We start from the raw sequence: 26,664 nt of genomic DNA on the forward strand, positions 1-26,664 counted from the left end.
AGTCTCCAAATGAGGTGCCTTGTTGGCCTTCTGCATTCGGATGGCGGCCTCAGCCGGTTACATCTCCATCGTGATTTACCAGCGCAGCAGCCTGGGTCCGAGCGCCGCGCCCGCCAAGGCCGCCAGCGCCATCCCCAGCGTGTACCAGGTGAGCACGAAGATCAGCGAGGTTTCGGGACAATGAAGGCAATAGAGCGTCGCGGCCCATGCGCCCGCGGTCAGGCCGGCCGCCGCCCCGGCCGTCCGCAGCCGCGTCGGCGCAAGCCTGCGGAAAGACCACAGCAATCCGCCGAAAATCGGCACCGACAGCAGGACGACATTGCGCGAGCAGACCTTCCAGCTGCCGCCGAGCCACATGGCCAGCCATTGCGACGACGGCGTCGATGCCAGCTCCAGCGTGCTCAGCAGAGCGAGGCACAGCACCGGCAGCAGCGCGATCCAGAGCCAGCCGAAAGATCCCGAATCCGGACGCGCCAGCTTGACGGTCGCCAAGCTCGCGCAGATCGCCAGGCTGCCGGTGTACAGCCATTTGATCCAGAAGATCGTACCCTGCATGGCAATCCACAGGTCGGGACGGAAGCCCAGGACCAGGCCGACGGCAGCCGCCGTCGCGACGGCCCCCATGATCAGGCCCATGGTCAGGCGCAAGGACAGGGCGCGCCGCCGGACAGGGCCGACATCATGCGCCAGGGCTTCGATCAGGTCTTCGCTTTTCATTTCAAACTGTCCTTGACCCGGTTCGCGAGCGCCTTGAGGCCACGGTGTACCGATATCTTGATGTCGGATTCGCCCAGGGCAAAGCGCGCTGCCGCCTCCGTGACCGACAGCCCCTCGATCTTCGTGGCGCGGATCGCCGCGGCCTGCTTGGGCGGTATGGCGCGCAGCAGGCGGTCGACATCAGCACTGGCATCGCTCCGCTCGGCGAAGCCCTCCGTCACCAGGATCTCGTCCAGATCCTCTATGGAAAAGCTCCGTCCCCGCGTCCGGAAATGGTCGATCATCTTGTAGCGTGCTACCGCGAACAGCCAACTGGTGAAGGGGCGAGCGACGTCATAGGTGATGCGGCGCTGGTGCACCGCGATCAGCGTGTCCTGGACCAGATCCTCGATGTCGGCATCCTGGCCCGCCATGCGCCGGCGATAGAAGCCCCGCAACAGCGGAAGCAGGGCGCGCAGCAACTGCGCATGGGCCGCCGCGTCGCCATCCAGCCCCTTTGTCATCAGCTGTTTCAGAAAATCTTCGCTCGGTCGCATAGGCTCACCCCAAGACCCCATTCGAAGCAGCGGACCGGATGGTTACAGCATCCCTGTCGCGAGCGGAAAAATTTTTAGCGTAACCGGCTCCGGCTCCCGGCCGAATAGGGGACACGGGTGCCGACGCAGCCCGCCCATCCACGCAACCCCGAAGAGGACATCCCTATGAACGCCAGACACGCCGCCATGGCCGTTGCCGTCGCGCTTTCCACCGCCGCCGTCGCGCACGCCGCCGACACGCCCAAGACCGAAAAATGCTATGGCGTGGCCAAGGCAGGCAAGAATGATTGCAAGGCGGGCGCCGGAACGAGCTGCGCCGGAACGTCGAAGGTCGACTATCAAGGCGACGCCTGGAAGCTGGTGAAGGCCGGCACCTGCACCAGCATCAAGACCCCAAAGGGCTTCGGGTCCCTCACCCCGCGCACCTGAAGCCCCCGGCCCGGCCGGACTTCCCACATCCCCGCCGGCCGGGCCGACCCGCATGGAGACGACCATGTCCCGTATGATCCGCATCCTTACCACGAACGACCCCTTTGGCCGGCGCACGGACGCACTGCTTCTCCTGCTCGGGCGTTTGTCGATCGCGCCCATCTTCTTCCTGTCCGGCCGCACCAAGGTGGAAGGATGGTTCACCCTGACCGAAGGCACGGTCGACCTGTTCCGCACCGAATATGCCCTCCCGTTACTGCCACCGCTGGTGGCGGCGTGGGCGGCGGCGATAGCGGAACATCTGTTTTCCGCCATGCTCGTCGTCGGGCTTGGCACCCGTATAGCCGCGGCGGGCCTTCTGGGCATGACCGCCATCATTGAAATCTTCGTTTATCCCGATGCGTGGCCGACCCATCTGAGCTGGGCCGGACTGCTGATGCCGCTCTTGCTCCGCGGCGGCGGCCGCTGGTCGCTCGATGCGCATATCTCCCGTCGCACACCGGCGTGACGACCGGGCGGCTCCGTAAGGCACCGGCTCAGTCGTCCATGTGTCCGGCGCGATCCGGTTCGCTCGGAAATGTCTGCGCCAGAAAATCGGCCATCGCGCCCATGAACGCATCATTGCGATCACCCACTACCATATGCCCGGCACCGGCAATCTCACGCACTTCCACCTGGGGAATTGTTGCGGCCAGTTCAGCGACCCCCGCATCGTCGACGATGTCGCTGTCCATGCCCCGGATGACAAGCGTGGGGATGCCGACATTGGGGGCGGCGGAAACGGCCGCCATGGTCCAGGGACGCCCTTCCGCGGGCTGGCGCAGGAAGGCCGGGTCCCAATGCCAGTGATAGCGGCCGTCGGATCGCTTCCGCAACACCTTGGCAAGGCCCTTCGTACTCGCGGGCCTGCCGCGCGCAGGATTATAGGTCGCGATCGCGTCCGACGCCTGTTCCGGCGTCGCGAATCCGCCCTCATTCGCGGTCATGAAGGCCACGATACGCCGTATGCCCGCCTCCACCGGACTGAGCGTGATGTCGACCAGCACCAGCGCGCGAACATTGGGAACCAGCCCCTGCCCGACTGCACAGAGCCCGGTCAATCCGCCCAGCGATGCTCCGACCAGGGCGACAGGGCCGTCCACGGTTGCGAGCACCGCCGCCAGGTCGTCGGCCAGATCCTCCAGACGATATCGGCCATCGGGCGACCAGTCGCTTTCTCCATGACCTCGCGCATCGATGTTCATCACGCGATACCCGCGGGCAATCAGGTATGAAACGGCATCCGCCCATGAATGACGCGTCTGCCCGCCACCGTGCAGAAGAACGATGGTCGGAGCTCCCGCCTGTCCTCCGACATCGATGGTCAGCGCAATGTCTTCAGCCACCGGCACCTGGATGCTTTTGACCTTGTTCATGCGTCGTCGGGATCCTTGCTTTACGTCTGCACACTGCGTTTCGGCCATCGCCAAGCCCCGATCCGAGGCAGCGTTGCGCGTCGCTGGAAGCTCATTCTAGTGATGACAGGCGCTCTTGTGAACGGAATAACATACTGGAAAAAATGACTTCTCCGATCCACAAGCAAGGCGGTCACAACAGCGCGAAGCGCCCGAGCCGCGATGGACCTAGGCGCATTCGACAGTGATATGCGCCATTCCCGGCAACGCCCGGATGCGAGCCCGAACCTTACCGCTGTCGGCACCGGGCGCCAGGCTCACTATGGCGGCATGGGCATGCGGTCCGATCCGCCATACGTGCAGGTCGCGAATGGTCGCGCCCTCATTTTCGGCAAGGGCGCGTATTCGCGCCATCAACGCCGGCTCGGCGGTATCGAGCAGGATCGCCGCCGTGTCCGCCATCAGGCCCCAGGCCCAGCGCGCTATGACGACCGCGCCGAGCAACCCGACCGCCGGGTCGAGCCACGACCAGCCCATATAGCGGCCGGCCAGCAGAGCAGCGATCGCCAGCACGGATGTCAGCGCATCCGTGAGCACATGGACATAGGCCGCGCGCAGATTATTGTCGGTATGGCCATGCGCGTGGGCATGCGCGCCATGGCCATGATCATGGCTGTGATCATGGCCCAGCATGAAGGCGCTCACGATGTTGATGATCAGGCCGATAACGGCGACGAGGGTCGCCTCGCCAAAGGCCACGCGGACAGGATCGAAGAAGCGCATCACCGATTCGACCGCGATGAACAGCGCGGTGACCAGCAACAGCAACGCCGAAGCGAAGCCCGACAAGTCCCCCACCTTGCCGGTGCCGAACGTGAAGCGCGGATTGCGGGCATGCCTGCGGGCATACCCATAGGCGGCGGCCGCGACCGCCAGAGCGCCTGCGTGGGTCGCCATGTGGAAGCCGTCTGCCAGCAGGGCCATGGAACCGGTCAGCCAGCCGAAGGCGATTTCCACGACCATCGTCGCGGCCGTCAGCCATACCACCCACAATGTGCGGCGGGCATTGCTGTCATGTCCGGCCGACAGGTAGATATGATCGAAATAATGGCTTTCCTCACCGTCGTCATCGACGGGATGCGGCGCCGCGTCGGGCACGGACGCGCCCATGTCGTGGTCGTGGACGTGGTCGTGGCCACTATGGTCATGATCGTGCATCGTCATTTCCCGTAGCGACGAATGAGCGCCAGCATTTCCTCGGTAGCAGCGGTGCGCTGTGCGTCCGACAGGCCGGGCCGCGCGACATGATCGCGCATATGCTGTTCGATCAGTTCCTCCATCAGGCTGCCGACCGCGCCCCGCACCGAGGCGACGAGTTGCAACGTCTCCGAACAGTCCGCCTCGCCCGAAAGCTGACGCTCCACGGCGGCCACCTGCCCGGCGATCCGCCGGACACGCGCCAGCAACTTGTCTCGATTGACCACCACATGCATAATATACCCCCCTATACTATCCTGGTCGATGTTGCAAGGCTTCCCCTTTGGCCCATGGTCATGCGTCGCGCCGTCCCCTAACAGGACAGGATGAATGGCGAGATGGAATGCGACCTGGCAATCGTCGGCGGCGGCTTGGCCGGCGGCCTTCTGGCCCATGCCTTCGCCGTGTTGCGGCCGGAGGTGCGGCTGATGCTGATCGAAAGCGGACCGCAAGCCGGCGGCAACCATCTCTGGTCCTTCTTCGACGGCGACGTCGCCGACAGCGACAGATGGCTGGTCGATCCGTTCATCACCCACCGATGGCCGCAGGGGCATGACGTGCGCTTCCCCGGTTTCGAACGGACCCTCGATTGCGGGTATCAGAGCATCGAATCGGGTCGGTTCCACGCCACTCTCGCCGCCCTTCTGGGTCCGCGCCTGCTCACCGGAGCATCCGCGGCCGTCATCGCACCTGATCAGGTCACCCTGGCCGACGGGCGCGTCATCCGGGCCGGGGCCGTGATCGACGCCAGGGGGGCGGTCGATCTGTCCGCCCTGCGATGCGGGTGGCAGAAATTCGTCGGCCACAGCCTGCACCTCGACGCGCCGCACGGCGTGGACCGCCCCGTCATCATGGACGCGACCGTGGACCAGGTGGATGGCTACCGCTTCGTCTATCTCCTTCCCCGCGACGACCGGACAATCTTCATCGAGGACACATATTATAGCGACACGCCCGACCTGGACGTCCCTGCCATCGCGGCCCGCATCGCGGCCTATGCCGCGGCACGGGGCTGGGACGGGACGATCGTCCATCGCGAACAGGGCGTTCTGCCGGTGGTCCATGGCGGTGCCTTCGACCGCTTCTGGCCGGCGGACGACCCGATAGCGCGTGCGGGCGTGCGCGCCGGCCTGTTTCAGCCGATGACCGGTTATTCCCTGCCCGATGCCGTGCGGTTCGCCCTGTGGCTGGCGGGACGGCCGCTCGACGATCTGCCCGCCGCCACGCGCGCCCATGCCAGGACCTGCTGGCGGCATGGCGGCTATTACCGGTTGCTGGGCCGGATGCTGTTCGGCGCGGCGCGGCCGCCGCTGCGCTGGCGCATCTTCGCCCGCTTCTACCGCCTTCCCGCGCCGCTCATCCAACGCTTCTATTCCGGTCGCTCCACCATCGTCGACCGCATCCGCATCTTGTGCGGACGCCCGCCCGTGCCCATAAGGAGCGCCATGCGCGCATTGCTGGACCCTTCGTTCCGATGAACCGGAAAGCCATTGTCATCGGCGCAGGCTTTGGCGGCCTCGCGCTCGCCATCCGCCTGCAATCGGCCGGCATCGACACGACCCTGGTGGAAGCCCGCGATCGCCCCGGCGGCCGCGCCTATATGTGGGAAAGGGACGGGTTCACGTTCGACGCCGGGCCGACCGTCGTCACCGATCCGGACTGCCTCGCCGAACTGTGGCGCCTGTCCGGCCACGACATGGCGCAGGATGTGACGCTGATGCCGGTCATGCCCTTCTACCGCCTCAACTGGCGAGACGGCACGAATTTCGACTATTCCAACGACGAAGCGGCGTTGCGCGCGGAAATCGCCAAATTGGATCCGGCCGATGTCGCGGGCTACGAACGCTTCCTCGATTATTCGGCGGGCGTGTTCGAGGAGGGGTATCGCAAGCTGGGCGCCGTCCCGTTCCTCGATTTCGCGTCCATGATCCGCGCAGCGCCCGCGCTGGCGAAGCATCAGGCGTGGCGTTCGGTCTATTCGATGGTCTCGTCCTTCGTGAAAAGCGAAAAACTGCGCGAGGCCCTGAGTTTCCACACGCTCCTCGTCGGCGGCAATCCGATGAAGACCAGCGCGATCTACGCCCTGATCCATAAGCTGGAAAAGGATGGCGGCGTCTGGTTCGCCAAGGGCGGCACCAATCGGCTGGTGCAGGGGATGGCGGCGCATTTCGAACGGCTGGGCGGCACGCTGCGGCTGGGCGATGCCGTCACCCGGATCGAAACCTATGGCGACAAGGCGACGGCCGTGCACACCGCGTCCGGCTGGCGCGGGGAGGCCGACGCGATCGCCAGCAACGCCGACCTGATGCACAGCTATCGCGACCTGCTGGGCCATCACCCCAGGGGGGAAAAGCAGGCGCAGGGCCTGGCGCGCAAGCGCTGGTCGCCCAGCCTGTTCGTCCTGCATTTCGGCATCAAGGGCAGCTGGCCCGGCATCCCGCACCACATGATCCTGTTCGGTCCGCGCTACGAGGGGTTGCTGACCGACATCTACGACCATGGCGTTCTACCGCAGGATTTCTCCCTCTATCTGCACCATCCGACCGTTACCGACCCGTCGATGGCGCCGGAGGGGCATTCGACTTTCTATGCGCTGGCCCCGGTGCCGCACCTGGGCAAGCTGCCGATCGACTGGGACCAGTTCGGCGCAGCCTATGCCGAACGCATATTGGACGAAATCCAGCATCGCCTGATACCCGACATCCGTTCGCGGATCGTGACGCGGTTTCACTATACGCCGCGCGATTTCGGCCGTGACCTCCATGCCCATCTGGGCAGCGCCTTCAGCCTGGAGCCGCTGCTGACCCAGAGCGCCTGGTTCCGTGCGCACAATCGCGACGATGTGATCCCCAACCTGTATCTGGTCGGGGCCGGCACGCATCCGGGCGCGGGCATCCCCGGCGTGGTGGGCAGCGCCAAGGCGACGGCAACGCTGATGATAGAGGATCTGGTCTGACCCCATGACGAAACTGGCCGTCTATTGCGGATCGGCGACCCCCGCCGACCTGACCTATATCGACGCCGCGCGCCATGTCGGGCGCACCCTGGCGCAGCGCGGCATCGGCGTCGTCTACGGTGGCGGGCGCCTTGGCCTGATGGGCGCCGTCGCGGACGCGGCGCTGGAGGCGGGGGGCGAGGTAATCGGCGTCATCCCCGAAGCGTTGGTCGGCGCGGAGGTCGCGCATCGCGGCTGCACCCGGTTGCACGTCGTCCAGACGATGCATCAGCGCAAGCAGCTGTTTACCGACCTGTCCGACGGCTTCGTTACCCTGCCGGGTGGCGTCGGAACGATGGACGAGCTGTGGGAAGCGATCAGTTGGTCCCAACTTGGCTATCATGACAAGCCGGTCGGCCTGCTGAACGTCGCCGGCTTTTACGACCAGTTGATCGCGTTCAACCGGCACATGGCGGACACGGGCTTCATCCGGCCGCAGCATCGCGGCATATTGATCCATGACGACAGCATAGAGGGACTGCTCGACGCGATGGCCGCCTATCGGCCGCATGAGACGATATTCGCGATGAAGGCATCGCGGCTGTAGCGGATCGCGACGGCAGTGGATGACTTTCGACGTAACGCGGGGCATGTCGGAACGATGTCGCCCGTGATGCCAGACCGCCCCGCCCTTGTCGCCCATGCCCGCAATGCCATAGCGCGCGGTTCCAAATCCTTTGCCATGGCATCGACCCTTTTCGACCGCGTGACGCGCGAGCGGGCCTGGCTGCTCTATGCCTGGTGCCGCAAATGCGACGACATCGCCGACGGGCAGGATCATGGCGGCGCTCTCAATCCGGCGGGCGACGCGCAGGCGCGGCTGTCGTCGATGCGCGTGCTGACCGCGACCGCCCTGCGCGGCGAGCCGACCGGCGACCCGGCCTTCGACGGCTTCGGCCTCGTCATGCGCGAATGCCGCATTCCCGAGCAATATGCCCAGGACCTGATCGAGGGTTTCGCACTCGACGCCCGCGACTGGCGTCCGCGCAGCGAAGCCGACATGCTGCGTTATTGCTATCATGTCGCCGGCGCGGTCGGGTGCATGATGGCGGTGCTGATGGGCGTCGATCCGGCGGACGAGGCGACGCTCGACCGGGCTTGCGACCTCGGCCTCGCCTTCCAGCTCGCCAACATCGCGCGCGACATCAGCGAGGACGAAGCTGCCGACCGATGCTATCTGCCGGTCGAATGGCTGGTCGAGATGGATATACCGCCGGGCGAGCATATGAAGCCATGGGCCCGTCCCCGCCTGGCCATCCTGTCCCGGCGGCTGGCCGACATGGCCGCAGCCTACGAGGCCAGTGCACGCCACGGCACTGGGGCCCTGCCCCCGCGCGCCGCATGGGCGGTGCTGGCGGCAGCAGGCATCTACGGCGACATCGCCCGCGAAGTCGGGCGTCGGGGGGAAAAGGCCTGGGACCGCCGCGTCGTCACGCCCAGGCGGGAAAAGCTTGGCTGGGTCGTGCGCGCGGGCGCTCAGGTGCCGGGCCGGGCACGCCGCTGGCCTTCGGGTCAGGGTCGGCCGGCTTCGCTATGGAAGCGTCCGGGTCGCTGACGCGCCATCCCGACCGGCATTCCGCAACTATGCAAATCCTGTAAAGTTCACACGGTCGTGGCCGACGCGAAAGCGCGGGGACGGACCTGTGGCGTCGATTTCGCAATAGGAGATTTTTTGCGAAGTCGGCCCGTGCCGGCGCGAATTGCGGCACGGGCAAAACAAGCCGGCAATGAGAAAGAACGGCAGCGATACTATCATGACGCCGCACCTGTAGGACAGGCCATCGTCCCGCGCCGTCCGGCGGCCCGACCATGGACCGATACCTTCGCCGGCATGGGAGCACCGACCAAAAAAAAGGCCGATGCTTTCGCACCGGCCCCAGGCATGTTCGCAGGAGGAACATCGGCAGGCGGGCGGCCCTTTCCCATCGGGCGGGCCGCCCTGCCAAATCTTACATATTGTAGGCGCGCTCGCCGTGCTCGCCGAGGTCCAGGCCTTCCAGTTCGACTTCCTGGCTGACCCGCAGGCCGGTCAGGGCCTTGGCGACGAAGATGGCGATGGCGGTGCCGATCGATGCCCAGACGATGGTCGCGACGACCGCTTCGATCTGGATGACGAGCTGCGCACCGATGCCGACCGAACCGTCGCCGGGACCGCCGAACATCGGGGCATAGACGATACCGGTGCCGATCGCGCCGACCATGCCGCCGATGCCGTGGATGCCGAAGGCGTCCAGGCTGTCGTCATAGCCGAGCTTGGGCTTGAGCAGGGTCACGGCGTAGAAGCAGATGACCGAGGCAACCGCGCCCAGGATGATCGCGCCGAACGGACCGGAATTGCCCGCAGCCGGCGTGACGGCGACCAGACCGGCGATGATACCCGAGCAGAAGCCCAGGGCCGAACCCTTGTGGCCGTTCAGACGCTCGGCGAGCATCCAGAACAGACCGGCCGACGCGGTGGCGACGAAGGTGTTGATCATCGCAAGAGCGGCCGAACCATTGGCTTCCAGCGCCGAACCGGCGTTGAAGCCGAACCAGCCGACCCACAGCAGGCCGGTGCCCACGGCGGTCAGCGTCAGGCTGTGCGGCGGCATGGGTTCCTTGGGGAAACCGATGCGCTTGCCAAGGATGAGGCAGGCCACCAGCGCGGAAACGCCCGCGTTGATGTGCACCACGGTGCCGCCCGCGAAGTCCAGGGCGCCCAAGCCGAAGAAATAGCCGTTGCCCGCCCACACCATGTGCGCGACCGGGAAATAGACCAGCGTCAGCCAGACGAGCGCGAAGACCATGACGGCGGAAAATTTCATCCGCTCGACCACGGAACCGAGCACCAGCGCCACGGTAATCGCCGCGAACGTCATCTGGAAGCAGATGAAGACATATTCGGGGATCACGACGCCGTCGGTGAAGGTCGCCGCCGTGCTGTCGGGCGTGACACCCGCGAGGAACAGCTTGCCGAAGCCCGAGATGATCGCGTTGCCGCCGTCACCGAACGCCATGGTGTAGCCGTAGATCACCCAGATCAGCATGGCGAAAGCCGCCACGGCGCCGATCTGCGTCATCACCGACAGCATGTTCTTGGTGCGGGCCAGGCCGCCGTAGAACAGGGCGAGGCCGGGGAGGATCATCGCCAGGACGAGGATGGTCGACACCATCATCCAGGCCGTATCGCCCTTGTCGGGCGTGGGTGCGGCGGCGGCCGCATCCTGTGCCCAGGCGGGCAAAGCGGCGAAGAGCGACAGGGCACCAGCCCCCGCCACGCCGCCGAGTTTCTTGAAAAAGGTCATTATTCCCCCCTTCTTACAGCGCGGTTTCGCCGGTTTCGCCGGTGCGGATACGCACGGCCTGACCGACATCGAGGACAAAGATCTTGCCATCGCCGATGGCGCCCGAATTGGCGGCCGCCTGGGTCGCTTCCACGACGCGCGGCGCGAGGTCGTCGTCGCAGACCACCTCGATCTTGATCTTCGGAACCATGTTGGTCGAATATTCGGCGCCGCGGTAGATTTCGGTCTGGCCCTTCTGGCGACCAAAGCCCTTCACTTCGCTGACCGTCATGCCGGCGATGCCGAGCGAGGACAGTGCCTCGCGGACATCGTCAAGCTTGAACGGCTTGATGATAGCCATGACAAGTTTCATGTCGCCCCCTTTACTGGTGTGCGGACGACTACCAGCAAGAGGCGTGCCAAATTGCTAAAGACGGGTTGATGCGGGCTTTGTGCACGCTGCGCCGAAAGACGCAGCCAAATTTTTGGGCAGCGCCGTGCATTTGCACATTTTTTGGGCAGCAATTCTACCAACCGGCGCCAGCAGCAACCGCCTCCGCCTCTTCAGGCAAGGTCTGGCGGCCGAGAATGGCGTTGCGATGGGGGAAACGACCGAAGCGGGCAATGGTTGCATGATGTTCGCGGGCGAATTTCAGGGATTCGGAATCGCCCGCGCCCGTGAACAATTGAACGGAGAGGGCCTGGTCCTCCAGCGCCTCGCTGTGCATGAACGGCATGTAGAAGAAAGGCCGTCCCGCCCCGCCGATCTGCACGTCATAGCCCTGCGCGACCGAACCGCGCGCGATGGCCCGCGCAAGATCGTCCGTAGCAAAGGCATCCGCCGTTCCCCGGAACATGTTGCGCGGCAACTGGTCGAACAGCAATATGGCGGCGAGCGCGTCGTCCGCACGGTCGAGGAAGCTTTCGGCCGGCCGGTTGCGCTTTTCCTGCCAGTCGCCGCGGAACCGGTCGACGCAAACCGCGTCGATCGCGGGATCATGGCTCCACCATCCCGCCTCCCCGACCTCGTTGAACCAGAAATCGAGAAGTGCCGCCGCCCAGTCGGCGGTCACGGCGTCATGACTGTCGGTCAGCATGTTCATGGAACGAGAATGACCGGGCGTAGGATGGGTTCCTCCGCTCATGCCGACAAATGGCTCAGGCGGCCGTGCCGCCCACGGTGAGCCCTTCGAGCAGCAGCGTCGGCTGACCGACGCCCGCCGGAACGCTCTGCCCGCCCTTTCCGCACATGCCGATACCTTCGTCCAGGGCCCAGTCGTCGCCGACGCCCGCCACCTTCGTCAGCGCGGTCGGGCCGTCGCCGATCAGCGTCGCGCCCTTGATCGGGTCGCCCAGCCGGCCATTTTCGACCTTGTAGGCTTCGGTGCAGGAAAAGACGAACTTGCCCGACACGATGTCGACCTGGCCGCCGCCGAAACTTTTGGCGAAGATCCCGCTCTTCATGCGCGACAGCAATTCCTCGGGATCGTCCTGCCCGCCCTTGATGAAGGTGTTGGTCATGCGCGGCATCGGCGCATGGGCATAGCTTTCGCGACGGCCATTGCCGGTCGGCTCCACGCCCATCAACCGGGCATTCAGCCGGTCCTGCATGTAGCCGCGCAGGATACCGTCCTCTATCAGCACATTCTCGCGGGTCGGCGTGCCTTCGTCGTCGATGGACAGCGAACCCCGGCGATCGGCGATGCTGCCGTCGTCGACGACGGTGACGCCGGGCGCGGCGACACGTTGCCCGATCTTGCCGGAAAAGGCGCTGGTGCCCTTGCGGTTGAAATCGCCCTCCAGCCCGTGGCCGATCGCCTCATGCACCAGCACGCCGGGCCAGCCGGGACCGAGCAGCACCGTCATCTCACCGGCGGGCGCAGCGACCGAACGCAGGTTGACCTGCGCCTGGGCCAGCGCCTCGTCGATCGCGCGGTTCCACATCGCGGGGGCCATCACCTGATCGTAGAGATAACGCCCGCCAACGCCGAACACGCCCGTTTCGCGCCGGCCATTTTCCTCCAGGATGATCGAGACATTGAGCCGTACCAGCGGACGAATGTCGGTCGCGGTAAACCCGTCCGCGCGGACGATCTCGACCACCGACCAGCTTCCCGCCAGGCTGACGGACACCTGCGCCACCCGGGGGTCGCGGGCGCGGGCGGCCGCATCGACCGCGGCGCACAGCGTCACCTTTTCGGCAAAGGGCACGATTTCCAGCGGATTGGCATCGGTATAGAGGTGGCGATTGGTGCCGAGCGGCGGCGGCGCGGGCCGGCCCTTCGCCGGATCGAGCAGGGCCAGCGTCTGCGCCGCCTTGCGGATCGCGCCCTCGCTGATGTCGTTGGCGTGCGCGAAGCCGGTCATCTCGCCCGACACGCCGCGCAGGCCGAAGCCCGCGTCGGTCGAATAGTCGGCGGTCTTGAGCCGCCCGTCATCGAAGCCGAAGCTCTCGCTCGCCCGATATTGCAGGTACAGCTCGCCATCGTCGCAGGCCTTGAGCGCTTCGGCGGTCAGGCGGCGCGCGCCGTCGGGATCTAGCAGGCCCGGACGGTAAAGCAGGCCGCGGGCATCGGTGAACTGGGCGGAAAGATCGGTCATGCCGTCCGATATAGGGAGGGCGCGGCCCAACCCAAACGAAAAAGCGTCAGAGGCTGGCGCCCGATGCGATGTCCGGCTTGCCCGCGACATCGGGTGTGTCCGCCACGCCGCCGATCAGCACGAAGCGGCGGTCGCAATAGCCGCAATCGACATAGCCATGCTCGTCTATTTCCAGGAAGACGCGCGGGTGGCCGAGCGCGGCCGGTATGTCGCCCGATCCGTCGCAGGAGACGCGGGGTTTGGGGACTCGGATGATTTCGGGCGGCTGGATCATGGAAAACGGCCCTAGCAGCGGCGGCGCTGCGCCGCAATATGCCGGATGGGACGCTTCACATCAGCGGCCAGCGCGGGCGGGCGCAAGGTTCGGCCGGCTTGTCCCTGACCGTCCAGGCCGCCGGTTTCCAGTCGTCGCATTCGCTGGTCGCCATCACCGCCAGCGGCGAGAGCATGAGCAGCACCGGCATGACAGACCCGCCGAGGAATAATGCGAAGGACATGCAATGACATCTACGGCAAGCATGCTTGCTGCAACATGAACATTACGCAATCGTACCGTCTTTTCAGGACCATGTTCGGCGCTGACGCGCGCATGTCTTCAGCGGCAATAGGCGTTGCCGGCATCGGGCGCGGCGACAAAGGCGATCGCCTGTCCCGGGATCGACAGACCACCCTTTGCCGGGACGCCGGCGAGCCCGGTCAGTCCGCCGCCTTCGGTCACGGCAGGGACGGAGCCGTTGATACGAATGGAGGACGTATCCACAGGCTGCCCGGAAAGCACCCACGTCATCGCCGTCGTTCCCACCGGAAACGACCGTGCCACCGTGCCGAGGTTCAGGATCGCAAGCCCCACGCCCCCCCTACCCGCGGGCAGGCAATGGGCGAACACACGCAGGTCGGGCGATGGGGTCGACGGCGGCGCCAGCACCGTGCGACCCATGGTCCGGTGCCACAACAGGGCTGCCCAGTAATTGGGCCGGGGGGTCAGGCCGTCATGGTCGATCAGCGCATAGTCGGAGGCGACCAGCGTGTTATGCATGACGACCTGAACGCCCTTCTGCGCCAGGACGCCCAACTGGTTGAGATAACGGAAGCTGTCGAGGAAGGTCGACGCCCATGGGCTGCCGCCACAGGCCGCTTGCGCTGTTTCGGTATTCCAGATCGGCTTGCCGGGCTCATACCGGTCACGCAGGCCGGCATAGGCGTCATAATCCAGCAGCGTGCGGTCCAGCCAGCCCGGCGTCAAAGCGTCTTCCTTGCGCGCGACGACGCCACCCGACTTCGCGCAACGCGGGGAAACGCCGCCGTAGAAATGATAGCTGACGGCGTCCAGGCTGCCAGGGTTCGCGGCCAGCATGTCCTTCGTCGGCACGTAAGTGAAACCGGACGCCACCGGCGGTGGCGCGTCGAACATGCTCCCCTCGCCCAGGCTGCCCGGACCGATCAGCTTCATGTCCGGGGCTGCTGCCTCAGCCCAGGCCTTGAATGCGCGAAAATCCTTGCCGTAACGCTGGGCCGTATATCCTTCGGGCATGTCGGCGGCTACGGCGGGAAGGTTCGGTTCGTTGAAGAATTCGGCCGCATCGATGCGCCCGCCCGCCTGGCGGGTGAGGTCCAAGAGGCGCTGGGCCTGCCCGGGTTGCCAGTCGCCGTTCCGGTCGCGCGTTCCGATGCTTGCCGCGAAGCTGGTGACGATCGCCCCGTCCACCGCCTTGGAAAAGGCGATGACCCCCTTCCACTGGTCGCGGGTGAGAAGTTGCTGAAACCCGCTGGGGGGCTTTGAAACGGACTCTCCCTCTGCGGGCAGATAAGTGTTGTTCGCCCATGTTCCCGACACGCGCACATAGGCAGGGCCAAGATGCCTGGCGAGCGCGATCAGTCGTGCATCGCGAAGATCGACGGGAGGACGAAAGCGATATATTTCATCGGCCGGGCCGCCATAGGGCGCCCAGAAGCGGCCGCCGGTTACCTCCACCATCTCGACATTATAGGATTGGAAGCGCGCGTCGACCGTCGCGACCTTCGGCAGGCTTGCAAGGCCGGACCGTCCGGCCGGCACTGTGGTGCACGCCCCGGCCAGCATCGATGCCGCCAGCACGGCGCCCTTGACCCTAAATGTCATCCTCTCTCCTTTCACGGCGGCGCGTCGCCGATGCCGCGGACATCTTGATCGATCTCGATCCCGAGCGTCACCTGGTTTCGTCCCGGACAGGAAGGGATAAGCCGGGCCGGCGCAATTTTCACGCTGAATGCGCGGAATGGCGGCTGCGGCTATGGCAAGTCCGATTGAATGCCCGTGTCGATGCGCTGCTGGCGCGGTTTGCGAACCCGGCGATCGATCGCCGCATCGCGATGGACGGCAGCCAGGAGACGCCCCAGCGCCGGCTGGGTATGCTGGAGAATAATCGCCAAGCGGCCGATAGCTGTTCCGCGCTTTTCCGCGGGTTTTATGGTGGGCGATGACGGGCTCGAACCGCCGACATTCTCGGTGTAAACGAGACGCTCTACCAACTGAGCTAATCGCCCCTCTTGCAGGAGAGCCGCCTATCTAAGGCAATCGCGCCGTTGGTCAAGCCGTCAATCAACCGGTCAGGAACCGGCGGCTGGCGATGAACCAGCGGGTCAGCGCCTCGGCCGTGTCGGACGTCAGCGCGATGAACACGCGGCGGCCATCCTGCGGATCGGCCTGCCGTTCCACCAGCCCCCGGTCGGTGAGCGTGCGAATCCAGCGCAGCGCGGTGGTCGGCGGCACGGCCGCCGCGATGCACAGGCTGGACACCGACACGCGTTCCTGCTCCAGCCGCGCGGCGAGCAGATCGAGCAGCATGTCCCATGCCGGATCGGCGAACAGGTCGCCGGGCAGAAAATCGGCACGAATGCGCCGCGCGCGGAGCAGGTCGCGGACCTGCGCGGGAGCCATCGCGGGCGTGTCCGCGCCCCGCCCGGCCCCCATCGGCGCCAGCGCCGGCATCCCGACATAGTCGCTCGCCCGGTCGGAAATACGCACGCCAAGATCGAAGGACGGGGCCGCCAGCCGGGACCGGTGAGTCAACGCTTCAATGGTGCGCGCGAGGCGCCCGACTTCTTCGCTGAGTTGCTGGAGCCGCGCGCTTTCCCGGTCGATTTCCTGGACCATGCCGACCGGCGCCGTCCTGTCGCCCACGGCGATCAGCGCGGCAGCCAGTTCCGTGCGGTCAGGATCGCACAGCAATATGGTGCGCGGGTTGCGCGAACAGGCGAAGACCAGATCCATCGTGTCCCAGCCGGCAACGATCACCACCGCCATGCCGGTCTGGATCGCCTGGGTTTCCACATGCACCAGCAGCCGTTCGAGCAACGGCGTGGCGTCCGGGCAGACAAGCAGCAGCGCGTCGCACCGGGCCTGCGCGTCGAGGCGGGCGGGCGCGTCGGCAAGCCTCGTCGTCCCCAGCAGCCGCAGGCCGGCCGCGTCCGCCACAGGTTCCAGATCCTGCGGGTCGAGCCCGTCGCCCACGACCAGCATGCCGGCACGATCATCGCGCGCGGGAAAGGCATCGACCGGGTCGCCAAACGGCAGGGAATAGGAAAAGTCTTCGATCATGGTCCGAATCCTGTTCTAGCTTCGTTCCCGTGAATAAAGCAAGAACGGACGGATTGCGCATATTGTTCGCCCATATCGGACCGATGCCGGATCGCCCGGCGCGCCAATCCGCCACTATTGCCCTTTTTCAGAGTAGTCCTTCCCGCCGAAACGGGGGAACAAGAATTTTCCTACGGTCGTCGTCGGTCGAAAACTGATCCATAATGGATCTGTCTATCGGGTCCCGGTCCGGCGGGCGAAGTCGATGTAGAGCGCGCGCATCCGCCGGGCGACCGGCCCGGGCCGCCCGTCCCCCACCGGCCGGCCGTCGATCCGTACCACGGGCAGGCACAGGGTTGACGCGCTGGTGACGAAGGCTTCGCCGGCCGCCTGCGCCTCCGCGACGGTGAAGGGGCGGTGCACGACGGCCAGCCCGCTGTCCCCGGCCAGCGCCGAGAGCGCGGCGCCGGTGCAGCCGGCCAGCACCGCCTGGCTGTAGGGTCGCGTGACGATCCCTTCGTCCGTCACGATGAACGCGGTGGAGGAAGCCCCTTCGGTGACGAAGCCATCCTCTACCATCCAGGCTTCCTGCGCGCCCGCGTTCCGGGCCGCCTGCTTGGCCATGGCCTGGGCGAGGAGGCCGGTGCTCTTGATGTCGCGCCGTTTCCAGCGCAGGTCGGGCATGGTCGCGACCGCGATGCCGTCCCGGACGGCAGGCACGTCCAGCAAGGCCCTGCCCTGCACGAACAGGAACAGGGTGGGCGCCAGACCGTCCGGCGCGATGAAGTCGCGGGTGACGTCGGCGCCGCGCGTGACCTGAAGATAGACCAGCCCTTCGGTGAGGCTGTTGCGCCGCACCAGTTCCGTCTGCACCGCTTCCACCCGGTCAAGGCCGATCGGAAGGGCGATGCCGATGGCGGCGGTCGACCGTTCCAGCCGGGCAAGATGGCTGGCGCTGTCGACCAGCGCGCCGTCGATCACGGCCGCGACCTCATATATGCCTTCGGCGAACAGAAAGCCCCGGTCCAGCGGCGAGATGCGGGCTTCGTCGAGCGGCAGGTAACGACCGTTCAGATAGGCGACGGACATGGGGGCTCGGTCCTTGTCGATGATGGCATAGGCAGTTTTTGCCGGTCGGCGGCACCCGGTCAAGCCGGTCGCGATGCGGCAGGCGGCGCGACGCCGGCGATGCAGGGTCATGGTTGGTTACCGCGCGAAAGTTCATGGTGTCGCAGGCGCCGCGGATGCGCGCATTTCGGTGCAGGACGCGGGCCGGCGCGACGCCCACACGCCCGTGACGCGCCATCCGCGCGGCAGGAAGGGCACAGGCACGCGTTGCCGACGCGTGTCCAGGGTCACGCCGACGCGCCACGGACGCAGGGCGGCGACATGGGCGTCGGGGCATGACCGGCGGGGCATGACCGGCGGGGCACGGTGCGGCGCGGGCGGGGGACCATGCCCACGCGTAGATCAGGAAAAATCCTACATTGAAAGCTGGCACGCCGGACTGGACCGGCAGAGGCAGGCAGCGCCGGGGAAATTCCCGGCAAACCCGTCCCTGCCGCGGTGCCGGGCGGCGCGCCACGAACCGGCTGCCCTACGCCGCCCTGCCCTTGAGCGCCTTTTGCCGGCGCCGCTGCACCGACGAGCCGATGCCCATCGCCTCGCGATATTTGGCCACGGTGCGGCGGGCGATGTCCATGCCCTTGGCGCGCAGCAGGTCGACCAGCGTGTCGTCGGACAGGATGGCGTGGGGCTCCTCCGCCGCGATCAGCGCCTTGATGTGGCTCTTGACCGCCTCCGCCGAGACGGCGCCGTCGCCGCCCGACGCCGCGACGCCGCTGGTGAAGAAATATTTGAGTTCGTAAAGACCGCGCGGGCAGGAGAGATATTTGTTGGAGGTGACGCGGCTGACGGTCGATTCATGCATGCCGATGGCATCGGCCACGGCCCTGAGCGTCAGCGGCTTGAGATGTGCGACGCCCTTGCGAAAGAAATCCTCCTGAGAGCGGACGATCTCGCTCGCCACCTTGATGATCGTCTTCTGCCGCTGGTCCAGCGCCTTGACCAGCCAGTTGGCGCTGGCGAGGCAGTCGGTCAGCCAGGCCTTCGACGCCCTGTCCTGCGGCCCGTTCGACAATTCGGCATAATAAGTGCGGTTGATCAGGACGCGCGGCAGAGTGGCCCCGTTCACCTCTATGCCCCAGCCGTCGACGGTCGGCCGCACGAACAGGTCCGGCGTCACCGGCGCGGCCATGGTCCCGGAAAAGCGCAGGCCGGGCTTGGGATCATAGGAGCGCAGTTCGGCGATCATGTCCGCCAGATCCTCCTCGTCCACGCCGCAGATGCGGCGCAGTTGCGGCAACGCGCCACGGGCCAGCAGGTCGAGGTTAGCCAGCAGCTTCTGGATGCAGGGGTCGTGCCGGTCCGCCTCCTTCGCCTGGAGGGCCAGACATTCGGCCAGGCTGCGCGCACCGACGCCGGTGGGGTCGAATGTGTGGATCACGCCCAGCACCCGTTCCACCTGATGCAACGGCAGTCCGAGCGCATGGGCGGTCTGGAGCAGGTTGGCCTCCAGATAGCCGGCCTCGTCGATCTGGCCGATCAGTTGCGCCGCGACGGTCAGGTCCATGCCCGACAGGGTGGCGCGCGCCTGGTCCATCAGATGTTCTTGAAGGCTGATGTCGGGGGCGGCGAAGCTGTCGAAATCGGGCGCTTCGTCGCCATAGCCGCCGCCGGCATAGGCTTCCATGCCGCCGCCCGTCCCCATGGCGCTCGCCATCCGGTCGCCCGGCCCGTCATCGATGAAGGTATCGGCGCCATGATCGACATCGAGCGGGCTGTCCTCCCCGCCCCGCCCCTGCGCGATCAGATCGTCGCTCGCGCCGGTTTCGGCGGCGAGCGCGGGACGATCGTCGGGGCGGTCGATGCCGTCGGGCACGGGGGCGGCATCGGCCGGGCCGCCGGTTTCGAGCAGCGGGTTTTTCTCCAGTTCGCCCGCGACGAACGCCTCTATCTCAAGATTGGAGAGCGCCAGCAGCTTGATCGCCTGCTGAAGCTGCGGCGTCATGACCAGCGACTGGCTCTGCCGGATGTCGAGGCGCGGGCTCAATGCCATCAGCGGCCATTCCGGCGGGGTCGAAGGACAGGCGCGCGGGTCATGTCACAGCGAGAAATTCTCGCCGAGATAGAGGCGGCGGACGTCCGCATTGGCGACCAGTTCGGTGGGGCTGCCGGCGAACAGCACCTGCCCGTCATAGATGATGCAGGCGCGGTCCACGATTTCCAGCGTCTCGCGCACATTATGGTCGGTGATCAACACGCCGATGCCGCGCGTCTTGAGCTGCTTCACCAGATCGCGAATGTCGGCGATCGACAGCGGGTCGATGCCGGCGAAGGGTTCGTCCAGCAGCACGATCGACGGGTTGGCGGCCAGCGCACGGGCGATCTCGCAGCGGCGCCGTTCACCGCCCGACAGCGCCATCGCGGCGGAATCGCGCAGGCGCGTCAGGCCGAATTCATCCAGCAGTTGTTCCAGTCGCGCCTCGCGCGCAGGGCGGTTGGGTTCGGCCAGTTCCAGCACCGCGCTGATATTCTGCGCGACGGTCATGCCGCGGAAGATGGACGTTTCCTGCGGCAGATAGCCCAGCCCCAGGATCGCGCGCCGGTACATGGGCAGGCCGGTAATGTCCTGCCCGTCCAGCACGATACGGCCATGGTCGGGGCGCACGAGGCCCATCACCGAATAGAAGCAGGTCGTCTTGCCCGCGCCGTTGGGGCCGAGCAATCCGACCACCTCACCCTTGCCCACGGTCAGCGACACGTCCGACAGGACGACGCGCCGGTCGTAGCTTTTGGCAATCGAGATGACCGACAGGCCATCGCCCAGTTCGTGCGGTGTCTGCGGCGCGGCGGGCCGGTCGGGGGCGATCATGTCGTGCATCAACTGTTCCTTGCGCCCCTGTGGCGCGCGGGATAAAATTGGCATGGCTCAGGCATTTGGCAAGCTTTGTGCATGGGATTGGCGCCGGGGCAAGGATAAAATGGGCCGACCGGCGCACCGGCCGGGTGGATAGTCCTTCCCGCGCCGGTGATCATGAGGCGTTTTCGCACCCGCCTAGAGGCCGGGCGGCACGTCCGGATAGACCGTCGCCAACGGTCCCAGCGCCGTTTCCAGCGGCCCCAGCCACGGCGCGAAACGGCGCCAGTGATCGACGCCGTCGGTGAAGATCGGCTGGCGCACCTGTTCCGAACTGGCGGTGCGCACGGCGCGCTTGTTGCGCCAGAAGGCAAGGCATTCCTCCTCGAACGGCAGGCCCAGATGATCGAGCAGCCGGGCGACCTGCCCCGGCGTGTCGACGACCATATCCTCATAATGCACGCGGTGGACCCGCCCCGGCATCGCCGCGTCGAACGCGGCCATCATGCCGGCATAGGCGCGGTAATAGCGGCCGATCTCGGTCAGGTCGTAGCTGAACGACTGGCCGCGGGCGAAATGCTGTTTCCATCCCGAAAAGCAGCAGGCCATGGGATGCCGCCGCGCGTCGAGGATCCGGGCATTGGGCAGGATCAGGTGGATCAGGCCGACATGCTGCCAGTTGTTGGGCAGCTTGTCGATGAACAGCGGCTTGCCGCTTCGGCGGTGGATGCGGGTGCGGTCGAGATATTCCTCGCCCAGCCGGGTCCGGTCGGCAGGCGTCAGCGATGCGACCATCGTCGTGAAGTCGGGAAATTCGCCGTCGTCGACGCGCCCCTGCAACCGCGCGGCAATCGCCATCAGGTCGGGCAGTTCCATCGTTCCTTCGATCCGGCTGTGGCTCGACAATATCTGTTCCACCAGGGTCGATCCGGCGCGCGGCAGGCCGACGATGAAGATGGGGTCGGGTGCCGGGCAGCCGCCCGCGCCCATGGCCGCCAGGAAGGGCGCGGTGAAGGTCGCCGCGGTGGCCCGCACCTCCGCCGCGAAATCATCGGCATCATGCGCCACCAGCGTGCGCCGGAGCGCGTTGCCGCGCGCATAATGGCCAAAGGCGGCCTGGCAGGCGCCGGCATCCTCCAGCGCCTTGCCGAGCGAGAAATGGAGGTGGAATATATCCTCCTTCCGCGCTTCGGCGTCGGGCGCGAGCCGGTCGAGCGCCTGTTCCATCGCGGCGATGTCCGCGGTGTCCAGCGTCACCGTCTTGAGGTTGGCGAGGCTCCACCACGCTTCCCCCATGGTCGGCTGGCGGGCGACGGCCTGCCGATAGGCGTGGATCGCATCCGCCTGATGCCCCAGCGTCTTGAGCGCATGCCCCAGATTCTGCCAGACCTTGGGCTGATCGGGCCTGGCGGCGAGCAGCCGCTCATACAGGGCGCGCGCCCCGTCCTGGTCACCCAGCCGCACGAGCACCGACGCGCGCAGCAGGTCGTGCGCCGGCCCGCCGACCGGGGAGGCGGCGAGGATGTCGGCATGGTGCAGCGCTTCGGGCAGGCGATTGAGCTGGAGCAGCAGGCGGATCAGGAAATCGCGCGCCAGGTCGAAACCGGGCGCCAGATCGACGGCATGCTCCACGCGCTCCAGCGCCGCCGCCATGTCGCCCCGCCGCCAGTGGACCTCCCCCGCGAGGCGCGTCGCCGCCGGATCGTCAGGCACCTGTTCCAGCCGCGCCGCCAGCATAGCGTCCGCATCGTCCAGCCGCCCGGCATGCATGGCCGCCGCCGCGTCGATGAGGACGCGGTCGCGCGCGGCCGCGTGAACGCCGGACAGGTCGGCGCGCCAGCCATCCTCGCCGCGCCCCGTCTTGCGCAATTCGCGTGCCAGCAGGAACCAGCCATCGGCGATGTCCGGCTGCCTGCGGGTCAGCGCCTCCAGCGCGGCGATGGCCCGGTCGCCCGCATCCGCCGCGCTGGCGGCCTGCGCCATTTCCCAGAGCACCGCGGGCACGCCGGGGCGGGCACGGTCCAGCGCCGCCAGCCGGTCCAGCGCCTCCTGCGGCCGATCCAGCCGGCGCAGCGCCTGGCCCGCGATCAGGGCCGCCTGCGGTTGTCCGGGGACGCGTGCGACAATGGCATCGGCCAGCGCCAGTGCCTCGCGCGCATCGCGATCAAGCAGCCAGGCGGCATGATCCAGCGCCTGTTCCAGCGACAGCGCACGCCTGGTCGGCCGGTCGTCAGCGCGGGCAGCGTCCATATTCCCCCCGTTCCCAAGGCCAGCCAGCATGACAGGATTTCGCAGTTGCGCAATAGCGCCCCGGACCATGTTGCGATTGCGAATAAGGGTGTTGACTCTTGCAATACTTGACGCATTATCAAAGTTGGACGTGCGTCCTGAATAGGGTGCGGTCAACGGGGTAGCAACGGCAATATCAGCGCCGCTTTCGGGCGGCTGGACCGGGCGCGGCAAGGGTGCCCGGGTGCGGAGACGCTGTATCTTCGCGCGGGGCACGGTCGACCTGTGCCGCGTCGCGGCATGGTGCGGCGCGTCAAAAACGAGCGGTTCAACCGTCTTGCCCGGAGAGGAGAAGGAGACGTCATTTTCCAAGAAGGGGGAGTCGCAAGTCGATGAAAATCCAGCCTCGTCGCCGGTCGCAACGGATGAAGACACTGGGCATGACGACCATGCTCGCGGGCCTGGCGATGCCCGGCCTCGCCCTGGCGCAGACGCCGGCCGACGCCACCGCACCACCCGGCGACGAGCAGGGGCTCGGCGAAATCGTGGTGACGGCGACCCGCAGCGCCGAAAGCATCCAGAAGGTGCCGATTTCCATGCAGGCGCTGGGCGCCGAGGAACTGCAACAGCGGCAGGTGAAGGGACTGAGCGATTTCGCCGCGCTGCTGCCATCGGTGTCCTTCGAGGGCCTGGGCCCCGGTCGCCAGACCGCCTTTTTCCGCGGGATCGTGCCGGCGGGCGGTTCCTACGCATCGGTCGGCTATTATCTGGACGACATTCCGATCGCCGGGACCGGACTGCCCGACATCCATGTCTATGACGTCGAGCGTGTGGAAGCGCTGTCGGGACCGCAGGGCACGCTCTATGGCGCGGGATCGCTGGCGGGCACCATCCGGTTCATCACCAACAAGCCCACGACCGACAGGTTCGAGTTCGGCTATGATGTCGAGGGCAATAAATATGGATCGGGCGACTTCGGCGGCCAGATCGAATCCTATATCAACGTGCCGCTGACAGACACGCTGGCGATCCGCGCCATGGGCTATTATCGCCGCGACGGCGGCTATGTCGACAACACGCCCAACAACGGCATGTTCAACAACGGGGCACCATCGGTGCTGACGCTGGGCGACGACAATCTGGCAACGCCCTATGACGACCACCCCGAAACATCCTACGCGCTCGACAATAGCGACATCGCCAAGGACGATTACAACACGATCCGCGAATTCGGCGGTCGCCTGGCGCTGCTGTGGGAAGTGACTCCGGACTGGGAGATCATGCCGCAGATCACCGCCCAGAAGCAGACCGCCAACGGCTATTTCGGTTTCGACCCGAAAGTCGGCGATCTGGAAGTGCATGATTATGACATCACGCGACAGGTCGACACATGGTATCAGGCGCAGTTGTCGATCCACGGCCATATCGGCGATTTCGACATCGTTTCGGCGACCGGCTATTATCGCCGCAAGGTCAAGCTGCGCAACGACTATACCTATTACACGGTCACCTATGACGGCTTTGGCAATTATTACGAAAATTACCTGCAATTTTTCGACAAGGCCGGCTGCACCGGATCGGGCGAGACGGTGCAATGTTCGACGCTCATCAACCCGACGCAATATTATCGCGGCCTGACCAAGGATCGGCAGTTCACCCAGGAATTGCGCATCACCACGCCCAAGAGCTGGCCCTTCGACGTCACGGTCGGCGGCTTTTACCAATCGCGCAAGCAGGAAACGAACAGCGATTACGCCATTCACGGGCTGGACGACATCATGGGCTATACCCAATCGGGCGGCAGCGACGAAAATCCCGATGGCTGGGGCATACCCGTCGACAATGGCGGCACGATGGTTCTGGGATCGCCCGCCGTGCGGCGCGACGCCTTCTATTTGTCCGAACGCGACAATCGCTGGAAGGACAAGGCGATTTTCGCCGAAGGCCATTACAATATCACCCCCACGGTCAAGCTGACCGGCGGCATCCGCTTCTTCTGGACCGAATTCAGCACGGTCGGCTTCAGCGGGGTGATGGGATCGGCGCGCAACACCACGACATCCTATTATGTCCCGACCGGCACATTCGGCTGCCCGGTGCCGCTGCCCGGCCGCCTCACCTGCCTCAACACCAACGCGGCGGCGGCGGACCAGGTCGGCCGCTACAAGGAAAATGGCGAAACCCACAAGGTCGCGATCGACTGGCAGTTCCAGCCGGACAAGATGGCCTATTTCACCTACTCCACCGGTTTCCGCCCCGGCGGCTTCAACCGGCCGCTGCGCATCCGCTCCATCGGCATCGCGACGGTGCCGCCGTTCGAATCGGAAACGCTGACCAACTACGAACTGGGCGTGAAGACCACCTGGAACAACATCTTCCGCTTCAACGCGGCGGTCTATTACGAGAAATGGGACAATATCCAGTATAGCGTCGTCGTGTCGGGCGCGCAGGGCGCGGGCATGACCGGCAATGCGGGCAAGGCGGAAGTCAAGGGCGTGGAATTCGACGCCCATCTGAAACTGGGCGCCTTTACCGTCTCCACATCCGGCGCGTTCAACGACGCGAAGCTGAAGGGCGATTTCTGCAACTTCGCCTTCGATGCGGCGAGCATGTCGATCTCGCAATTGCCAAGCTGCACCTATGGCGAAGTCGTGGCGGGTTCCAGCCCGCCGACACCGCAGGTCGCCGCCGCGAACGGCACGCGCCTGCCGCGCCAGCCCAAGTTCAAGGGCACGACGTCAATCCGTTACGATACCATGATCGGCGACTATGCGGCCTATGTCCAGGGCGCGGCGCTGTACCAGAGCAGCGCGACGCAGGACCTCAACGTATCGGACAATAATCTGCTGGTCTGCCCGGACGTGGCGGCCGAAAAGACCGACGCCAATGTCTCCTGCGCGACGCCGGGTTTCATGTCCTTCGACTTTTCGGCGGGCATCAAGAAGGCGAACTGGAGCGTCGACATCTTCATCCAGAACGCATTTGACAAGCGCGGCGAACTGACCCGCAACACCTTCTGCTCGATTGCCTTCTGTTCGGGCTCGTCCCGCACCTTCCCGATCAAGCCGCAATTTTTCGGCATCCGCTTCGGCCAGAAATTCTGATCCGGCGGGACAGGGAAAGCCACGGCGCGCCGGTCTGAAAAAGGCCGACGCGTCTTGCGCTACTGCGGCTTGAGCGCGTCCATGATCTGCCGCACGGGGGTGATGTCATAACCCGCCGTCGCGGCCTGCGCCGCCAGCGCGTCGGCATCGTCCCCGGCCCGCGCGCGCGTCAGTGCCCACAGCAGCGTGCTGCGCGTGCCCGACCGGCAATAGGCCAGCATCCTGCCCCCGCCCGCCTGCTCCAGCGCCTGCGCCATGCCGTCCAGTTGCCAGGGAGCAAAGCCGCCATGGGCGACGGGCACCGCGACATAATCCAGCCCCGCCGCCATCGCCGCAGCCTCTATCTCCGCGCCGTTCACCTGCCCCGGTTCCTCGTCGTCGGGGCGGTTGTTGACGATGATCGTCACGCCCTGCGCCTTTGCCTGTGCAACGTCCGCGACGCTGATCTGCGGGGATACGAGGATGCGGTCGGTCAACGGGCGGAACATGGGCGTCTCCTTTGGCGAAGAGCCATGCGACGCGGCGGGCCGGGTTGCAAGGGGGAGTTTGAGCGCAAGGGGCGCGCGCAGTCTCCGACGTTTACGCGCATTGGGCAGCCGGTCCTCGGCCAATATTGCCCCAGGCATGTTCGCGAGATGCAATGGAGATGCCTGCTAGTCGCACA

26 protein-coding genes and 1 tRNA gene are annotated in these 26,664 nt (G+C 66.0%); 8 read left to right on the plus strand and 19 right to left on the minus strand.

Annotation, left to right across the window (positions count from 1 at the left end):
* Nucleotides 1–75: 75 nt before the first annotated feature.
* The gene (locus J3E64_RS03530; protein WP_253339821.1) at nucleotides 76–717 is read right to left on the minus strand and encodes a DUF1109 domain-containing protein; all 642 of its coding nucleotides are present in this window, start codon (nucleotides 715–717) and stop codon (nucleotides 76–78) included.
* Nucleotides 714–1,253, minus strand: coding sequence for a sigma-70 family RNA polymerase sigma factor (locus J3E64_RS03535; RefSeq protein WP_253339823.1), 540 nt, complete (start codon nucleotides 1,251–1,253; stop codon nucleotides 714–716). Before J3E64_RS03535 ends, J3E64_RS03530 begins: the two co-directional genes overlap by 4 nt.
* Before the next feature lie 165 nt (nucleotides 1,254–1,418).
* Here J3E64_RS03535 and J3E64_RS03540 point away from each other — a divergent pair, with 165 nt between their 5' ends.
* Together J3E64_RS03540 and J3E64_RS03545 are read left to right on the plus strand one after the other, a co-directional pair.
* Nucleotides 1,419–1,682, plus strand: coding sequence for a DUF2282 domain-containing protein (locus tag J3E64_RS03540; RefSeq protein WP_253339825.1), 264 nt, complete (start codon nucleotides 1,419–1,421; stop codon nucleotides 1,680–1,682).
* A 73-nt stretch (nucleotides 1,683–1,755) separates the two neighbouring features.
* Nucleotides 1,756–2,190: a DoxX family protein gene (locus J3E64_RS03545; RefSeq protein ID WP_253340261.1), complete on the plus strand. Its 435-nt coding sequence runs from the start codon at nucleotides 1,756–1,758 to the stop codon at nucleotides 2,188–2,190.
* A gap of 28 nt (nucleotides 2,191–2,218) precedes the next feature.
* Here the strand turns inward: J3E64_RS03545 and J3E64_RS03550 are convergent, their stop codons facing one another.
* The 3 genes from J3E64_RS03550 to J3E64_RS03560 all read right to left on the minus strand — a co-directional run bounded on the left by J3E64_RS03550 (nucleotide 2,219) and on the right by J3E64_RS03560 (nucleotide 4,569).
* A complete protein-coding gene (locus J3E64_RS03550) occupies nucleotides 2,219–3,097 on the minus strand; it encodes an alpha/beta fold hydrolase (RefSeq protein ID WP_253339827.1) in 879 nt (292 codons plus the stop codon).
* 207 nt (nucleotides 3,098–3,304) lie between these two features.
* Nucleotides 3,305–4,246, minus strand: a complete 942-nt coding sequence (dmeF, locus tag J3E64_RS03555; RefSeq protein ID WP_253340269.1) for a CDF family Co(II)/Ni(II) efflux transporter DmeF — start codon at nucleotides 4,244–4,246, stop codon at nucleotides 3,305–3,307.
* Between the two features lie 50 nt (nucleotides 4,247–4,296).
* A complete protein-coding gene (locus J3E64_RS03560; protein WP_253339829.1) occupies nucleotides 4,297–4,569 on the minus strand; it encodes a metal/formaldehyde-sensitive transcriptional repressor in 273 nt (90 codons plus the stop codon).
* 90 nt (nucleotides 4,570–4,659) lie between these two features.
* Here J3E64_RS03560 and crtY point away from each other — a divergent pair, with 90 nt between their 5' ends.
* Genes crtY through J3E64_RS03580 form a run of 4 tightly spaced genes read left to right on the plus strand, consistent with a single transcriptional unit; the run spans nucleotide 4,660 to nucleotide 8,883 of the window.
* Entirely contained in the window at nucleotides 4,660–5,811 is a 1,152-nt protein-coding gene (crtY, locus tag J3E64_RS03565) for a lycopene beta-cyclase CrtY (RefSeq protein WP_253339831.1), read from the plus strand.
* Entirely contained in the window at nucleotides 5,808–7,289 is a 1,482-nt protein-coding gene (locus J3E64_RS03570; protein ID WP_253339833.1) for a phytoene desaturase, read from the plus strand. Before crtY ends, J3E64_RS03570 begins: the two co-directional genes overlap by 4 nt.
* Nucleotides 7,290–7,293: 4 nt before the next feature.
* Nucleotides 7,294–7,875 (plus strand): TIGR00730 family Rossman fold protein, encoded by a 582-nt coding sequence (locus J3E64_RS03575; RefSeq protein WP_253339835.1) that lies wholly within the window; start codon nucleotides 7,294–7,296, stop codon nucleotides 7,873–7,875.
* Nucleotides 7,876–7,929: 54 nt separating this feature from the next.
* Nucleotides 7,930–8,883: a phytoene/squalene synthase family protein gene (locus tag J3E64_RS03580; RefSeq protein ID WP_301287032.1), complete on the plus strand. Its 954-nt coding sequence runs from the start codon at nucleotides 7,930–7,932 to the stop codon at nucleotides 8,881–8,883.
* Between the two features lie 394 nt (nucleotides 8,884–9,277).
* Here the strand turns inward: J3E64_RS03580 and J3E64_RS03585 are convergent, their stop codons facing one another.
* From J3E64_RS03585 to J3E64_RS03615, 7 genes are all read right to left on the minus strand, one after another.
* Entirely contained in the window at nucleotides 9,278–10,612 is a 1,335-nt protein-coding gene (locus J3E64_RS03585; protein ID WP_253339837.1) for an ammonium transporter, read from the minus strand.
* Nucleotides 10,613–10,625: 13 nt separating this feature from the next.
* Nucleotides 10,626–10,964: a P-II family nitrogen regulator gene (locus J3E64_RS03590; RefSeq protein WP_004209785.1), complete on the minus strand. Its 339-nt coding sequence runs from the start codon at nucleotides 10,962–10,964 to the stop codon at nucleotides 10,626–10,628.
* A gap of 154 nt (nucleotides 10,965–11,118) precedes the next feature.
* Nucleotides 11,119–11,694, minus strand: a complete 576-nt coding sequence (locus J3E64_RS03595; protein ID WP_253339839.1) for a DUF924 family protein — start codon at nucleotides 11,692–11,694, stop codon at nucleotides 11,119–11,121.
* A gap of 55 nt (nucleotides 11,695–11,749) precedes the next feature.
* Nucleotides 11,750–13,192: a metalloprotease TldD gene (tldD, locus tag J3E64_RS03600; protein ID WP_253339841.1), complete on the minus strand. Its 1,443-nt coding sequence runs from the start codon at nucleotides 13,190–13,192 to the stop codon at nucleotides 11,750–11,752.
* Nucleotides 13,193–13,238: 46 nt separating this feature from the next.
* Nucleotides 13,239–13,466, minus strand: coding sequence for a zinc-finger domain-containing protein (locus J3E64_RS03605; RefSeq protein ID WP_253339844.1), 228 nt, complete (start codon nucleotides 13,464–13,466; stop codon nucleotides 13,239–13,241).
* Between the two features lie 55 nt (nucleotides 13,467–13,521).
* Nucleotides 13,522–13,689, minus strand: coding sequence for a hypothetical protein (locus tag J3E64_RS03610; RefSeq protein ID WP_253339845.1), 168 nt, complete (start codon nucleotides 13,687–13,689; stop codon nucleotides 13,522–13,524).
* A 98-nt stretch (nucleotides 13,690–13,787) separates the two neighbouring features.
* Nucleotides 13,788–15,311, minus strand: coding sequence for a hypothetical protein (locus J3E64_RS03615; protein ID WP_253339847.1), 1,524 nt, complete (start codon nucleotides 15,309–15,311; stop codon nucleotides 13,788–13,790).
* Nucleotides 15,312–15,355: 44 nt separating this feature from the next.
* Between J3E64_RS03615 and J3E64_RS03620 the strand changes: the two genes are divergently transcribed.
* Complete coding sequence (locus tag J3E64_RS03620; RefSeq protein WP_253340295.1) at nucleotides 15,356–15,652, plus strand: hypothetical protein; 297 nt, start codon at nucleotides 15,356–15,358, stop codon at nucleotides 15,650–15,652.
* Here the strand turns inward: J3E64_RS03620 and J3E64_RS03625 are convergent.
* The 6 genes from J3E64_RS03625 to J3E64_RS03650 form a co-directional block, all read right to left on the minus strand.
* A tRNA-Val gene (locus tag J3E64_RS03625) sits at nucleotides 15,640–15,715 on the minus strand. The genes J3E64_RS03620 and J3E64_RS03625 overlap by 13 nt on opposite strands.
* A gap of 55 nt (nucleotides 15,716–15,770) precedes the next feature.
* Nucleotides 15,771–16,769 (minus strand): winged helix DNA-binding protein, encoded by a 999-nt coding sequence (locus J3E64_RS03630; protein ID WP_253339849.1) that lies wholly within the window; start codon nucleotides 16,767–16,769, stop codon nucleotides 15,771–15,773.
* Nucleotides 16,770–16,982: 213 nt separating this feature from the next.
* Nucleotides 16,983–17,837, minus strand: coding sequence for a D-amino-acid transaminase (locus tag J3E64_RS03635; protein ID WP_253340273.1), 855 nt, complete (start codon nucleotides 17,835–17,837; stop codon nucleotides 16,983–16,985).
* A 508-nt stretch (nucleotides 17,838–18,345) separates the two neighbouring features.
* Nucleotides 18,346–19,866: an RNA polymerase factor sigma-54 gene (rpoN, locus tag J3E64_RS03640; protein ID WP_253339851.1), complete on the minus strand. Its 1,521-nt coding sequence runs from the start codon at nucleotides 19,864–19,866 to the stop codon at nucleotides 18,346–18,348.
* Nucleotides 19,867–19,911: 45 nt separating this feature from the next.
* Nucleotides 19,912–20,691, minus strand: a complete 780-nt coding sequence (lptB, locus tag J3E64_RS03645; RefSeq protein WP_253339853.1) for an LPS export ABC transporter ATP-binding protein — start codon at nucleotides 20,689–20,691, stop codon at nucleotides 19,912–19,914.
* Between the two features lie 174 nt (nucleotides 20,692–20,865).
* Nucleotides 20,866–22,917, minus strand: coding sequence for a tetratricopeptide repeat-containing sulfotransferase family protein (locus J3E64_RS03650; RefSeq protein WP_253339855.1), 2,052 nt, complete (start codon nucleotides 22,915–22,917; stop codon nucleotides 20,866–20,868).
* A gap of 419 nt (nucleotides 22,918–23,336) precedes the next feature.
* Here J3E64_RS03650 and J3E64_RS03655 point away from each other — a divergent pair, with 419 nt between their 5' ends.
* Entirely contained in the window at nucleotides 23,337–26,000 is a 2,664-nt protein-coding gene (locus tag J3E64_RS03655) for a TonB-dependent receptor (protein WP_253339857.1), read from the plus strand.
* Between the two features lie 59 nt (nucleotides 26,001–26,059).
* Here the strand turns inward: J3E64_RS03655 and J3E64_RS03660 are convergent, their stop codons facing one another.
* Nucleotides 26,060–26,488: a TIGR01244 family sulfur transferase gene (locus J3E64_RS03660; protein WP_253339859.1), complete on the minus strand. Its 429-nt coding sequence runs from the start codon at nucleotides 26,486–26,488 to the stop codon at nucleotides 26,060–26,062.
* Nucleotides 26,489–26,664 lie beyond the last annotated feature (176 nt).

The sequence above is a fragment of the Sphingobium sp. OAS761 genome, from assembly GCF_024168485.1.
Classification (GTDB): domain Bacteria; phylum Pseudomonadota; class Alphaproteobacteria; order Sphingomonadales; family Sphingomonadaceae; genus Sphingobium.